Below are 13,944 nucleotides of genomic sequence, written 5' to 3' on the forward strand. Positions count from 1 at the left end.
TCTTTGTAACCCGGTGCTGTGCTTGCTAACAGATTAATGTTTCCGTTCGCCATCACGCAGATAAATTGCCCAGTAAGTCAAGCCGACCAACACGCCACCACCAATGATATTACCGATAGTAACGGGGAGCAGGTTGTCAATAATGAAGTGGCTTACTGTCAGATGAGAAAATTGCTCAGGTGCTGCCCCCACGGTTTGCCAAAACTCCGGCGTGGCGAACTGCTTGATAACAACACCCATAGGGATCAAAAACATATTGGCGATGCTATGTTCAAAGCCGCTGGCAACGAACATGGCTACCGGCAGGATCATGGCAAACATTTTATCCATCAGGCTGCGGCCGGAATAACTCATCCATACCGCTAGGCAAACCAATAGATTAGCCAAAATGCCGAGGCAAACGGCTTCAATAAAAGTGTGATGCAATTTGTGATCTGCGGTTTGTAAAACGTTCAGTCCCCACAGACCATTGGCTGTCATATGTTGACCAGAGAACCAGATAAGAGCGACAAATAACAGTGCACCAATCAGGTTACCAATATAGACGTTAAGCCAGTTGATGGCCAATTGGCCCCAGGTTATACGCCCGCTGGCTTTGGCAATGACAATCAGTACGGTTGAGGTAAACAAGTCTGCGCCACAGACGACAACCAACATTAAACCCATAGAGAAGCATATCCCCCCCACCAGTTTGGCAAGGCCGAAAGGGACAGCAGAGGTACCTGTAGTGGCAGTGATATAGAAAACAAAGGCGATAGAAATGAAGACACCAGCAGTAATTGCCAAATAAAAAGTCTTTAGCGGATGCTTGGTTGCTTTATACACTCCCGCATCTTCGGCAACTTTAGCCATTGCGGCAGGTAACAGCATATCGAATGGGTTGTCAGCTCGCACACTAACTCTCACTTTTAAGGGTTAAATTAACGCAGTGAGATACTAGCAAAGCAGTATAGGGTAAAAATTGACTTGGATCATAACGCGCAGAACTAGAACCACCAAAACCCGTAAAATTCAAGAGATAATTAACGTATCTATTTGAAAAAATACAATAAAAAATATTTTAATGTTTACAGATAAATTTTAATTGTCGAGAGAGGTCTCAGGATAGAAGGGAAGGCTTTGTATTTATTGTGAATTTATAGTTAATTAAATATTAATAAACATTAACAAACATTTCGCTTGGATGCGACAATTAATGGTTAATTATTTGGTCTAAATAGGTGTTCTTAATACCGCGACACATCACGCTTCCTGCAGTGGTAATGATGAGGAACGCTGACACGCCGTGAACCCCAGGGGTTCGCATCGCGCATCCCTGCGCTCAACGGTCGGCTAACCTGCATCACTCACACCTGTAGCACTATCATGCTCACCTATTTAGTAACAGAATTTGCAGCACTCGGATTTGTCATCGCAACGCAGGTATTTTACCTGCGTTGCGGCGAAACTTATGCTTATTCCCAATGGCGACGTTTTGCTTTTTGCAGTTTCTCGTATGCAGTCAGCAGGGCTTGATGGGCCGGTAAGGCTGCCAATTCACTGTCTATGGTGAACAGACCGTTAAAGCGTTCTTCACCGCTTATTGCGGCAGAGGCAGCATCAACCGTATCTTGCCCGTACATCTTCACAAAGGCAGTATGGTATTGGGCTGGTTCGCGTTCTGTTTCCAGTGCCAGTAATAGCAATGTCCGCAGACAGCGGTAGTAGTTGCTGCGTTCTGAGGTAAAGACTGAGGTATTGAAATCCTGAGTCCATTCAGCCCAGATCAATGCTTGCTCGAGATCGCCACCTGCCAGAGCCAGCATAGACTTCAGTTCGCCAATACGCAGTGTGTACCAGGCATTATCTTTACCCGTAGCCAAGCCCAGTAATTCACGAACGCGAGTAAAATCATCCAGGCCTTCATCGTCCAGCTTTTGGAGCAGCGCCAGGTACTCTTCTGGTTCCCATTCGCTAGCGGGTAACTGCAACAAGGTTTCACGTAGATGTGCACCCATGCTGTTATTCGCTAGCAGCAGATCCTCTGCGGGATAAATATCAGACATTCCCGGTACGATAATACGGCAGGCATAAACGCCCAGATGTTCGTAATCAGCAATGTAGACTTCAGCCCCTTCTTTACTGAATATACCCATCAAAGTTGAAAATTCTTCCTGTGTGCTCCCACTGAAATCCCAGTCTACAAACGGATAATCTGCATCGTGCTTGAACATATCCCATGAAATAAGGCCGCTTGAGTCGATAAAGTGAGTTTCCAGATTGGTATGCTCAGCCACTTCTTCATCATCGAATGTTGGTGCGGTAAAGACATCCAGATCCTTCAGGCTGCGGCCTTGTAATAGCTCGGTTACGGTTCGTTCAAGTGCAACCCCGAAATCAGGGTGCGCGCCAAAAGAGGCGAAACAGGTACCGTTGGTTGGATTGAAGAGCACCACGCAGATCACCGGATACTTACCGCCCAGAGAGGCGTCGTAAGACAGGATCGGGAAACCCTCGGTTTCCAATGTGTTAATGGCTTCAACAACGCCAGGATAGCGGTTTAGTACTTCGCGCGGAATTTCTGGCAGGCTGATGGATTCGGCGATAATCCTGTTCTTCACGCAACGTTCAAAAACTTCAGAAAGCCCCTGAACTCGTGCTTCGTTAGCCGTATTGCCTGCAGACATACCGTTGGAAACATAGAGATTACCGATGATATTCATCGGAATATAGATCGTCCTCAGATCAGACTGACGTGTGAATGGTAGAGCACAGATACCGCGTTTGGCATTACCCGATTGCAGATCGACCAGATCGCTGGCAGTTAATTCCTGTTCTGAGTTGTAGAAAGCATGCAGGCGTTCATCAAGGATCCCCTGCGGTAAACTGTTGTCTGCTGGGATCGAGAACCATTTCTCATTTGGATAATGCACAAAGTCGCCTTCGGCAACCTGCTGGCCCAAATAAAAATCAGCGAAGAAATAGTTGGTGGAAAGGCGCTCGAAATATTCACCCAAGGCTGAAGCCAGTGCCGCTTTCTTACTAGCACCTTTACCGTTGGTGAAGCACAGTGGGCAATCGCGATCGCGAATATGGACTGACCATACATGGGGAACAGGGTTCAACCAAGAGGCTTCTTCTATGTTGAAACCGAGATCGGTTAATTTCTGCTGGAAACCAGCGATGGAGTCTTCCAGCGCAGCGTCTTTGCCGGGAATAAAAGTTTGCGTCATCGTTTTCACTTCATGCTTTTATGTTGACAGGTTTTTTATAAACTCTTTATTTTTTAAATGATTAATCAAAAATAAAGCTATATGTTTTCCAGTGTTTTTTGACGTTTTCTCATTTTTTCAGCAAAAATGTGGGGTACGTTGTGGGCCGCACTGAACACTAAAACAGCCTGCCAAGAAGATGGCGTTACTCTGAGGTATGCCCTCGACCTTAAAGCATATCTTCTCACACGTAAGTTAAAAAAGGGTAGGTTCGGTCACTTCAGTAGGTTCAATATTTATATGGTCATAATTTATCAAGATATATACTTGTTGTCGCTATTCAAGCTGCAGCGGCGTTAACTACGGTTATCCGTTCCATCCATGAATCCCGCAATTGAATGACCGTTGCTAGCGTGTGTAAAGCCGCTTTTTACAGGTTAGTATGGGCTATGTTCCTGTCTCCAAAAGCCAAAGGCGACCCTGTTTGCAAGATGTTATGGCTGGGCCGCCGCTGAGTTAGTTTTACTCGATGAGTTGGCGGTATCTTATGGTGAAGATCTTCAGCATTTTTTTGTACTGCTGCTTTTCTTCAATCGTGCGACTAGAGCTATCTGAAAGTATAAATTCAATCATTGCGCGCTCTTTGATAATGTCATAGTCGATCAGTGAATTTTCGAGTATCAGTTCTTCAACAATACACCCGATTATCTCGTGAGCTGTGTTCATACATGTTTACCTCCATGAACTATAAATTTTCTTAAAGATTATTAAATTGCATTCATGTATTGAGTTATTACTGGTGATGACATGCGCTAGCTCAGTACTAGTGATTAAATTCTAGACAAAAATGTTTTTTTATGAAAATAAATAGTTATTAAAATGTAAAATTATGCTACCACCATTAATCATTAAACCTAGGAAGAACTTACTCAGAGGCTGTGGTCATTAGAAAGGTACGTTGGACGACTAAAAGATATTGAGTAGTTTCTGAACAAATGGTTTAGGGTTTTACACTTGCTCTCCATGTATTCCTAAAGCGTTGTTAATATCACAGTGTTTTTTTGGGGATAAATGACATAACTCAGTAAGTTATCAATAATAATGGAGAAGCGTAATGAAATCAATAAAACTGAGCGTATTGGCATTGTTGGTCGCAGGTACAAGCGGCTCAGCCTTGGCGTTACCCACGGTCACGTTGCTGGCAACCGGCGGCACTATCGCTGGCGGTGGTGAGTCCGCAACACAGTCTAATTATACTGCGGGTAAATTGGGCGTTGAGGCATTGGTGAATGCTGTGCCAGAGCTGAAAAAAGTGGCAAATATTCAAGGGGATCAGGTCGTCAATATTGGTTCGCAGGATATGAATGACGAAGTCTGGCTCAAACTGGCAAAAAAAATTAACGCCGACTGTACTAAAACAGACGGTTTTGTGATCACCCATGGTACTGATACACTGGAAGAAACCGCGTATTTCCTGGATCTTACCGTTAAGTGTGATAAACCCGTGGTACTCGTAGGGGCAATGCGCCCGGCAACTGCAATGAGTGCTGATGGTCCGTTCAACCTGTATAACGCGGTAATAACAGCTGCAGATCCACTGTCGGCTAAGCGCGGTGTGCTGGTCGCCATGAACGATGTGGTGCTGGATGGGCGGGATGTCACTAAAACCAATACCACAGGGGTGCAAACCTTCCAGTCGCCCAATTTTGGCCCATTGGGGTATATCCACAACGGTAAAATCGATTATCAACGTTCACCACAGCGCAAACACACGACTGAAACGCCGTTTGATGTCAGCAAAATGAATGAGTTGCCTAAGGTAGGCATTATCTATAATTATGCCAATGCTTCGGATGCCCCTGCCAAGGCTTTGCTCGCCGAAGGCTATGAAGGGATCGTCAGTGCAGGTGTTGGCAATGGTAATCTATATAAGTCCGTGTTTGATACGTTGGCGACCGCAGCCCACAATGGTATTGCCGTGGTGCGCTCTTCACGTGTGCCGACTGGATCGACAACCGAAGATGCTGAAGTGGATGACTCGAAGTTCGGTTTTGTAGCCGCGGGGACATTAAACCCACAAAAAGCCAGAGTTCTGCTGCAATTGGCATTAACGCAAACAAAAGATGCAAAACAGATCCAAGCGATGTTCAATCAATATTGATCGCTCCACTCATGGGGCTTATGCCCCTTATTATTTATGTCTGCCTAAAATGATAAAAAGCCACTTAGTAACCCACTGAATTACGCCATATCGTAGCGTTTTATGGCAGAAAAATACTCTCTGGTGGCAGAGCGTGTTATTTCTAACATAAACAGTTTCCTCTTATTGGCACAATAAGCATTGCAGCCGTGTGGAGTGAGTGATAAAACCGATGAGTTGGTTTTAACTTCGGACGTATTTCGGCAAGCCAGTTTGTATGGCGAACAGTCAATGTGGTGAGGGGAAATGACACAGGTTTATAATTTTAGCTCTGGTCCGGCAATGCTGCCGGTTGAAGTGTTACGCCGTGCAGAACAGGAACTGTGCAATTGGCATGGTCTTGGCACTTCAGTGATGGAAATCAGCCATCGCAGTAAAGAATTTATTGCAGTCGCCGAACAGTCCGAACAGGATCTTCGCGATTTGCTGAAAATCCCCGCCAATTATAAAGTGTTGTTCTGCCACGGTGGTGCCCGTGCTCAGTTTGCCGCTTTGCCGCTGAATCTATTGGGTGATAAACATAGCGCAGACTATATTGACGGCGGTTACTGGGCGCATAGTGCTATCCTTGAGGCTGAAAAGTACTGTAAGCCAAATACGATTGACGTCAAAACCACTGTCGACGGCCTACGCGCCATCAAACCGATGAAAGAGTGGCAATTGAGCGAGAACGCTGCTTATGTACACTACTGCCCGAATGAAACTATTGACGGCGTGGCTATCGACGAGACGCCAGATTTCGGTGATAAAGTTGTTATCGGTGACTATTCTTCCACTATTCTTTCGCGTCCGTTGGATGTCAGTCGTTTTGGCGTTATCTATGCCGGTGCGCAGAAAAACATCGGCCCTGCTGGCTTGACGCTGGTTATTGTGCGCGATGATCTGCTTGGTAAGGCGCGCCGTGAAGTTCCTTCAATTCTGGATTACAAGGTGTTGGCGGAAAACGGCTCGATGTTCAATACGCCGCCGACTTTCGCGTGGTACCTCTCTGGCCTGGTATTCAAATGGCTGAAAGAACAGGGCGGGCTGGTGGAAATGCAAAAACGCAACCAGGATAAAGCGGAACTGCTCTATGCCACCATCGATAATTCTGATTTCTATCGCAGCCAGGTTGCTGCATCCAATCGTTCTTGGATGAATATACCGTTCCAGCTTGCTGAACCGGCGCTTGATAAAGTGTTCCTCAGCGAAGCGGAAGCCATTGGTCTGCAAGCGCTCAAGGGCCACCGGGTTGCTGGAGGTATGCGTGCTTCGATCTACAACGCGATGCCATTGGCCGGTGTTAAGACATTAACGGACTTTATGGTTGACTTTGAACGCCGCCATGGCTGATTGAGTTAGTCCGTTTTGAGCTATTGTGCTCCTTCTGACAGTCTTCATTTTGCCCTCTGTAGCTTCAACGCTCAAAATAGGGTTTCTGTCATTTTGCACTAAAACGGCTCTGGTATATACCGGAGCCGTTTCGTTTATCAGATTTTGGAGAGTTTTGTTCACATGTTGGATTCCCTGACGTTACAACCCGTCGCTTTGGTCAATGGCACTATCAACTTACCTGGTTCCAAGAGCGTATCTAATAGAGCCTTGTTGCTTGCTGCGCTGGCAAAGGGGACGACCCGGCTTACCAACCTGCTGGATAGTGATGATGTACGTCATATGCTAAATGCGTTGCAGCTGCTGGGGGTGAATTATGAACTCTCTGACGATCGAACAACTTGCGTTGTCGAAGGTATTGCTGGTCCGCTGCAGGCGAAACAGCCACTAGAACTGTTTCTCGGCAATGCGGGTACCGCAATGCGTCCGTTGGCAGCAGCGTTGTGTCTGGCGGAGGGTGACATCGTTCTGACCGGTGAACCGCGTATGAAAGAACGCCCTATCGGACATTTGGTTGATGCCTTACGCCAAGGCGGTGCACAAATTGATTACCTTGAGCAGACAGATTATCCACCGCTTCGTTTGCGAGGGGGATTCCGTGGCGGCGATGTTAGCGTTGATGGTAGCGTTTCCAGCCAGTTCCTGACTGCTTTGCTGATGGCTGCACCCTTAGCGGTTCAAGACACGGCCATTCACATTAAAGGTGAATTGGTTTCCAAGCCTTACATCGATATTACGTTGCATCTGATGAATACTTTTGGTGTTGAGATAACGCACGATAACTATCGCGTATTCCATATTCGTGGGCAGCAGACTTATCGTACGCCGGGTGAATATCTGGTTGAGGGGGATGCTTCTTCAGCCTCTTATTTCCTGGCTGCGGCGGCTATTAAAGGTGGTACCGTTCGCGTGACCGGCATCGGTAAAAAAAGCGTACAGGGTGATACTAAGTTTGCCGATGTGTTGGAAAAAATGGGGGCACGTATAACCTGGGGCGATGATTTTATTGAGTGTAGCCGCGATGGGCTTAATGGTATCGACATGGACATGAACCACATTCCTGATGCTGCCATGACTATAGCGACCACAGCACTGTTTGCTTCAGGCCCCACAACGATCCGCAACATCTACAACTGGCGAGTGAAAGAAACCGATCGTCTGGCTGCAATGGCGGCAGAATTGCGCAAAGTCGGGGCGAAAGTGGATGAAGGTGAAGATTACATTCACGTTGTGCCACCTAGCAAGCTGCAGTTAGCTGAAATCGTAACCTATAACGATCACCGTATGGCAATGTGTTTTTCGCTGGTGGCGCTTTCCGATACCCCAGTGACCATTCTTGATCCTAAATGCACTGCAAAAACGTTCCCAGATTATTTCGAACAACTGGCGCGTATCAGCCAATTGGCATGATTTACACATTTCTTTATTAAAAAGGCCTGGTGTAAGGCCTTTTACAATGACTGCCATGATGATCCATTCCGGCCAAATTTTTCGCACCAATGGCCTTATTTTCAGCAACCGGACAGTTCTGGGGTAACAGTACCCGTCTCATATGCGTATAATACATCACCGAATCCGCCCCTATTGAGTTGAGGCAGAGAGTAGGTGCATACCTGCTAGGTTTTCTACCTGAAGGAGAGATAAATGACGGCTACAGTCCCGGTGATAACCGTTGATGGGCCAAGTGGTGCCGGTAAAGGCACGCTCTGCAAAGCGTTGGCTGAGTCCCTTGGTTGGTGTTTGTTGGACTCCGGTGCGATTTATCGCGTGCTGGCCCTGGCAGCGTTACACCATCAGGTGGATATCACCTCTGAAGAGGCATTGGTCCCCTTGGCTGCACATCTCGATGTGCGCTTTGTTGCGCAAGACGGCAAACTGCAGGTGATTTTGGAAGGTGAAGACGTCAGTAATGAAATCCGTACTGAAACCGTCGGCAATACTGCATCGCTTGCCGCTGAATTTCCCCGAGTTCGCGAAGCGTTACTACGTCGGCAACGCGCATTCCGTGAGCTGCCGGGTCTGATTGCTGATGGGCGCGATATGGGGACTGTGGTGTTCCCGGATGCACCCGTTAAAATTTTCCTTGATGCCAGTTCTGAAGAGCGCGCACATCGCCGCATGCTTCAGTTGCAGGAAAAGGGCTTTGATGTTAACTTTGAACGTCTTTTAGCCGAGATTAAGGAACGGGATAACCGTGATCGTAATCGGGCTATTGCGCCTCTGGTTCCGGCTTCTGATGCCCTCGTGCTTGACTCTACCAGCATGTCGATCAAAGAAGTAATACAGCGGGCCTTGGCACATGCATATGAAGTTCTGGCGTTGCCGCAGCGATAAGCGCGGCGACGTTATTTGTTTTTTGTCATTGCATTTCATAGCACAATAGTAATATATCGGGTAAAATTTTGCCCTCCTAACCTATGTACCCTATGAGTTTCAAGTTATAGGTGTGAGTCCCCAGACGTTTACTCAGGTGAGCGAATGGCGGTATTAACGCTGTAGTTTGAAAAACGACGGACATAAACCCTTGTCGGCATGGAGCCAATGACAGGGGATGTAAAACAACCCCATTCGGCGGGATGCTAAATGGACGTTAAACTAAAGAACCCTGAAGATTAACAACATGACTGAATCTTTCGCTCAACTCTTTGAAGAATCCCTGAAAACAATCGAAACCCGTCCGGGTTCCATCGTTCGTGGCGTAGTTGTTGCTATTGATAAAGATGTCGTACTGGTTGACGCCGGTCTGAAATCTGAATCTGCCATCCCTGCTGAGCAATTTAAAAACGCACAGGGCGAGCTGGAAATCGAGGTTGGTGACGAAGTTGACGTTGCGCTCGACGCTGTTGAAGATGGCTTCGGTGAAACTCTGCTGTCCCGTGAAAAAGCTAAGCGTCACGAAGCTTGGATCACGCTGGAAAAAGCTTACGAAGAAGCTGAAACTGTCGTCGGTATCATCAACGGCAAGGTTAAGGGTGGCTTCACTGTAGAGCTGAACGGTATTCGTGCGTTCCTGCCAGGCTCCCTGGTTGACGTGCGCCCGGTACGCGACACTCTGCACCTGGAAGGCAAAGAGCTTGAGTTTAAAGTCATCAAGCTGGACCAGAAGCGCAACAACGTTGTTGTTTCTCGTCGTGCAGTAATTGAATCCGAAAACAGCGCAGAGCGCGATCAACTGCTGGAAAACCTGCAGGAAGGCATGGAAGTTAAAGGTATCGTCAAGAACCTCACTGACTACGGTGCATTCGTTGATCTGGGCGGTGTTGACGGCCTGCTGCACATCACTGACATGGCTTGGAAACGTGTTAAACACCCAAGTGAAATCGTCAACGTTGGTGATGAAATCACTGTTAAAGTGTTGAAGTTTGACCGCGAGCGTACTCGTGTTTCTCTGGGCCTGAAGCAACTGGGTGAAGATCCATGGGTTGCTATCGCTAAGCGTTACCCAGAAAGTACCAGACTGACTGGCCGTGTTACCAACCTGACCGATTACGGTTGCTTCGTTGAAATCGAAGAAGGCGTTGAAGGTCTGGTACACGTTTCTGAAATGGATTGGACCAACAAAAACATTCATCCGTCCAAAGTTGTTAACGTGGGCGATGTAGTGGAAGTTATGGTTCTGGACATCGATGAAGAGCGTCGTCGTATCTCCCTAGGCCTGAAGCAGTGCAAAAACAACCCATGGCAGCAGTTTGCGGAAACCCATAACAAAGGTGACCGTGTTGAAGGTAAAATCAAGTCTATCACTGACTTCGGTATCTTCATCGGCCTGGATGGCGGCATCGACGGCCTGGTTCACCTGTCAGACATCTCCTGGAACGTTGCAGGCGAAGAAGCTGTACGTGAATACAAAAAAGGCGACGAAATCGCAGCAGTTGTTCTGCAGGTTGACGCAGAGCGCGAGCGTATCTCTCTGGGTGTGAAGCAACTGGCTGAAGATCCGTTCAATAACTACCTGTCTATGAACAAAAAAGGTACTATTGTTACTGGTAAAGTCACTGCAGTAGACGCCAAAGGTGCTACAGTTGAATTAGCAGGCGGTGTAGAAGGTTACCTGCGTGCATCTGAAGCCTCTCGCGACCGCGTTGAAGATGCAACTCTGGTTCTGAATGTTGGTGATGAAGTTGAAGCTAAATTCACTGGCGTTGACCGTAAGAACCGTGTTGTCAGCCTGTCCGTACGTGCGAAGGACGAAGCCGACGAGAAAGATGCAATCGCTACTGTTAACAACAGCAAACAGGAAGAAAGCAATTTCTCTAGCGCTATGGCTGAAGCTTTCAAAGCGGCTAAAGGCGAGTAATGACGGGGGGCGGTCTTCTGGCTGCCCCGATACGGTAGTTTAGCTGCAAAGCTTGGAGGTAATATGACCAAGTCTGAACTCATTGAAAGACTTGCTGGCCAGCAATCTCATATTTCGGCGAAGGCCGTTGAGGATGCAGTGAAAGAGATGCTCGAACACATGGCAGCTACGCTAGCCGAAGGTGAACGCATCGAGATCCGCGGATTCGGCAGTTTTTCTCTTCACTACCGTGCTCCGCGCGTCGGCCGTAACCCTAAAACGGGCGATAAAGTTGAGCTGGATGGCAAGTATGTTCCTCACTTCAAACCCGGTAAAGAGCTACGTGATCGTGCCAATATCTATGGTTAGTCATTGACCACCCATAGAGTTGTTACTTGTAAAGAATATAAAACGGCGCCCTTCGGTGCCGTTTTTTTTAACTGACTCAGCTTCTCACTCCTGCCAAAATTTTGCGTGTATTTACGCAACTAGAATTGTAATCACAAAACTGAAAATCGATTACTTGCGAACCACTTTCCTGCATATGAATCCTCTGCTGGCAGATATCTCTCCGAAACTTAATATCATGCTTAAGTAAGAATATGTAGGTAATGAGTCGGTGATAAGGATCTCAGTTGATATTGCATCCATTGCTGTAGTAATGGGAATGTTGCCAACACTGTTTTTATCCCAATTGCCATCAACAGTGTTATCAGTCGAAATAGTGATTGCCATTTTTCTGTTATGGCAGCAAAAACAGCACTACTGGTGCCAATTTTTATGTGTGCTGCTACTGGGTTTTATCTTTTCTATCGGTAGTGCCAATATTCTTTTGCAACAAGTGACCGTATTGACAAACGGGGTGATAAAGAAGTCATTGCCTCCGTTCAGAGCGTAAGACTTGAAGGGACAGAAATGCCTCAGACACTGTTACGTATTGAGCAGGTTAACGGGCACTGGTTGGTTCCCTCACTCTCTTTTACTGCTAACTGGAACAGTAAAGCGCTGTGTGCGGGGCAACGTTGGACAATGAAAGTTCGTTTTCGCCCCATACATTCCAGTCTAAATGAAGGTGGATTCGACGGGCAACGGTGGGCGATCGCCAATCGGCGACCTCTTCGCGGTTTTATACGTACTGCAAGCATACTTAATGATGAGTGTTCATGGCGGCAGAGAATTATCCGTTATATGGATAAGAAACTGATACAGATGTCACAACGACCCGTTTTGTTAGCTCTGGCTTTTGGTGAGCGCACTCTATTCGACAGTGATAAGCGTGAACAATTGATAAAAACTGGGGTTGCTCATCTGATGGCAATTTCAGGTCTGCATATTTCTCTTGCTGCTGCTTTTGCTTGTGGGATAGCACGTGGTATGCAGTATTTATTGCCTGCACGATATATCAACTATCGGCTTCCTCTAATAACCAGTTGGGTAATGGCTTTGTGCTATGTTTGGTTGGCGGGAGGGCAACCCCCGGCGATGCGGGCTTTTATCGCTTTATCTCTATGGCTGTGCTTACGGCTCAGAGGGGTATACTGTTCGCCTTGGCAAGTTTGGTTATGGTGTATCACTCTGCTTTTGCTGGTTGAACCCATGTCTGTGCTTTCGGACAGTTTCTGGCTTTCCGCATTGGCTGTCGCAGCATTGATTTTCTGGTTTGAATGGGCACCACTGCCTTCGCGATTTACTTCTTTTTGGGGGTGGGCTCCCTTATGTTGGTTGCATATCCAACTAGGGATGACGCTACTACTATTGCCGCTGCAGTTTGGCCTATTCCGCGGGGTGAGTTGGACTTCTTTACCTGCTAATTTATGGGCTGTGCCTATCATATCTCTGCTTTCTGTCCCATTGATTTTATTGGCATTAATGCTTTTTTTTATTCCTGTATTGAGCCTTTGGTGTTGGCAACTGGCCAATCTTACCGTTGGCTGGGCTTTGTGGCCGCTACCGTGGTTAGAAAAAGGGTGGATACAAGTGGGCTCAATGTTGCTGCAGTTTAGTGCTCTTGGTTGGTTGACAGTAGTATGTTGGCGTTTTCGCTGGTGGCGAACTTTTCCAGCAGGTTGTACGGTAGTGTTACTTTGTTGTCTGCTATGGCGTGATCGGCAACAAGAATATCTCTGGCGGGTAGATATGCTTGATGTGGGGCACGGTTTGGCCGTTGTGATTGAGCGTGAGGGCAAGGCCGTCATTTACGATACGGGAAACCGATGGCAAACATCCAGCGCAGCAGAACGCATGATTTTGCCATTCTTGCATTGGCAGCACATTTCACTGGAGGGGATCCTCATCAGCCATAGCCACCTTGACCATATCGGTGGACTGAGTCTATTAGAAAAAGTGTTCCCGTGGGCAACAGTACGTACACCGCTCATCAATATCCACCATCAGCCTTGCTTGCAAGGGCAGCGCTGGGTGTGGCGTGGGCTAAACTTTCAGGTATTGTGGCCACCAGAACTCAAAAATCTGGCAGGTAATAATGACTCATGCGTTGTTCGAATTGATGATGGAAAATTCAGCATACTACTGACGGGGGATATTGAACGACGAGCTGAGCAGGCGTTATTGCGCCAACGTCACGCATTGCGAAGTACTATCCTTCAGGTGCCACATCATGGTAGCAAAACGTCATCATCGCCACCTTTCTTACGAGCAGTAGCACCTGAGTTGGCAATTGCTTCGGCCTCTCGATATAACGTCTGGCGATTACCCTCAAAGAAAATTATTACGCGCTACAAAGATAACCATATTACCTGGCGAGATACAGCCAGCTCTGGACAGCTTAGTGTGTTTTTTTTCGACAATAAATGGCAGGTCAACGGTTATCGTGAACAATTAAATCCACGGTGGTACCATCAGCGGTTTGGCGTAGAGAACGATAATGAGTAGAATGGGTCGCTATT

General features: G+C 47.1%; 11 protein-coding genes. 8 read left to right on the forward strand and 3 right to left on the reverse strand.

Annotation, left to right across the window (positions count from 1 at the left end; genetic code table 11):
* Positions 1-33: 33 nt before the first annotated feature.
* The 3 genes from focA to OK023_RS05880 form a co-directional block, all read right to left on the reverse strand.
* Complete coding sequence (gene focA / locus OK023_RS05870) at positions 34-894, reverse strand: formate transporter FocA (protein WP_317695827.1); 861 nt, start codon at positions 892-894, stop codon at positions 34-36.
* Positions 895-1,454: 560 nt separating this feature from the next.
* Positions 1,455-3,212, reverse strand: coding sequence for a 30S ribosomal protein S12 methylthiotransferase accessory factor YcaO (ycaO, locus tag OK023_RS05875; protein ID WP_317695829.1), 1,758 nt, complete (start codon positions 3,210-3,212; stop codon positions 1,455-1,457).
* Between the two features lie 501 nt (positions 3,213-3,713).
* Complete coding sequence (locus OK023_RS05880; protein WP_317695831.1) at positions 3,714-3,917, reverse strand: hypothetical protein; 204 nt, start codon at positions 3,915-3,917, stop codon at positions 3,714-3,716.
* A gap of 388 nt (positions 3,918-4,305) precedes the next feature.
* Here OK023_RS05880 and ansB point away from each other — a divergent pair, with 388 nt between their 5' ends.
* The 8 genes from ansB to OK023_RS05920 all read left to right on the forward strand — a co-directional run bounded on the left by ansB (position 4,306) and on the right by OK023_RS05920 (position 13,930).
* On the forward strand, positions 4,306-5,352 hold the full coding sequence (gene ansB / locus OK023_RS05885) for an L-asparaginase 2 (RefSeq protein WP_317695833.1): 1,047 nt from the start codon (positions 4,306-4,308) through the stop codon (positions 5,350-5,352).
* Between the two features lie 285 nt (positions 5,353-5,637).
* Entirely contained in the window at positions 5,638-6,723 is a 1,086-nt protein-coding gene (gene serC, locus OK023_RS05890; RefSeq protein WP_317695835.1) for a 3-phosphoserine/phosphohydroxythreonine transaminase, read from the forward strand.
* A 162-nt stretch (positions 6,724-6,885) separates the two neighbouring features.
* The gene (gene aroA, locus OK023_RS05895; protein WP_317695837.1) at positions 6,886-8,172 is read left to right on the forward strand and encodes a 3-phosphoshikimate 1-carboxyvinyltransferase; all 1,287 of its coding nucleotides are present in this window, start codon (positions 6,886-6,888) and stop codon (positions 8,170-8,172) included.
* A gap of 234 nt (positions 8,173-8,406) precedes the next feature.
* A complete protein-coding gene (cmk, locus tag OK023_RS05900; protein ID WP_317695839.1) occupies positions 8,407-9,096 on the forward strand; it encodes a (d)CMP kinase in 690 nt (229 codons plus the stop codon).
* 286 nt (positions 9,097-9,382) lie between these two features.
* On the forward strand, positions 9,383-11,059 hold the full coding sequence (gene rpsA, locus OK023_RS05905; RefSeq protein ID WP_317695842.1) for a 30S ribosomal protein S1: 1,677 nt from the start codon (positions 9,383-9,385) through the stop codon (positions 11,057-11,059).
* Positions 11,060-11,122: 63 nt separating this feature from the next.
* Complete coding sequence (ihfB, locus tag OK023_RS05910) at positions 11,123-11,407, forward strand: integration host factor subunit beta (RefSeq protein WP_317695844.1); 285 nt, start codon at positions 11,123-11,125, stop codon at positions 11,405-11,407.
* 250 nt (positions 11,408-11,657) lie between these two features.
* On the forward strand, positions 11,658-11,936 hold the full coding sequence (locus tag OK023_RS05915; RefSeq protein ID WP_317695846.1) for a hypothetical protein: 279 nt from the start codon (positions 11,658-11,660) through the stop codon (positions 11,934-11,936).
* Between the two features lie 17 nt (positions 11,937-11,953).
* The gene (locus OK023_RS05920; RefSeq protein WP_317695848.1) at positions 11,954-13,930 is read left to right on the forward strand and encodes a ComEC family protein; all 1,977 of its coding nucleotides are present in this window, start codon (positions 11,954-11,956) and stop codon (positions 13,928-13,930) included.
* The last annotated feature ends 14 nt before the right edge of the window (positions 13,931-13,944 follow it).

Origin of the sequence: Serratia sp. UGAL515B_01, assembly GCF_033095805.1 — a bacterium.
GTDB lineage: Bacteria > Pseudomonadota > Gammaproteobacteria > Enterobacterales > Enterobacteriaceae > Chania.

Coding starts and splice junctions, on each gene's coding strand:
- ycaO (WP_317695829.1), bottom strand. CDS start 3,212: ATGACGCAAACTTTTATTCCCGGCAAAGACGCTGCGCTGGAAGACTCC.
- OK023_RS05880 (WP_317695831.1), bottom strand. CDS start 3,917: ATGAACACAGCTCACGAGATAATCGGGTGTATTGTTGAAGAACTGATA.
- cmk (WP_317695839.1), top strand. CDS start 8,407: ATGACGGCTACAGTCCCGGTGATAACCGTTGATGGGCCAAGTGGTGCC.
- ansB (WP_317695833.1), top strand. CDS start 4,306: ATGAAATCAATAAAACTGAGCGTATTGGCATTGTTGGTCGCAGGTACA.
- rpsA (WP_317695842.1), top strand. CDS start 9,383: ATGACTGAATCTTTCGCTCAACTCTTTGAAGAATCCCTGAAAACAATC.
- OK023_RS05920 (WP_317695848.1), top strand. CDS start 11,954: ATGCCTCAGACACTGTTACGTATTGAGCAGGTTAACGGGCACTGGTTG.
- serC (WP_317695835.1), top strand. CDS start 5,638: ATGACACAGGTTTATAATTTTAGCTCTGGTCCGGCAATGCTGCCGGTT.
- aroA (WP_317695837.1), top strand. CDS start 6,886: ATGTTGGATTCCCTGACGTTACAACCCGTCGCTTTGGTCAATGGCACT.
- ihfB (WP_317695844.1), top strand. CDS start 11,123: ATGACCAAGTCTGAACTCATTGAAAGACTTGCTGGCCAGCAATCTCAT.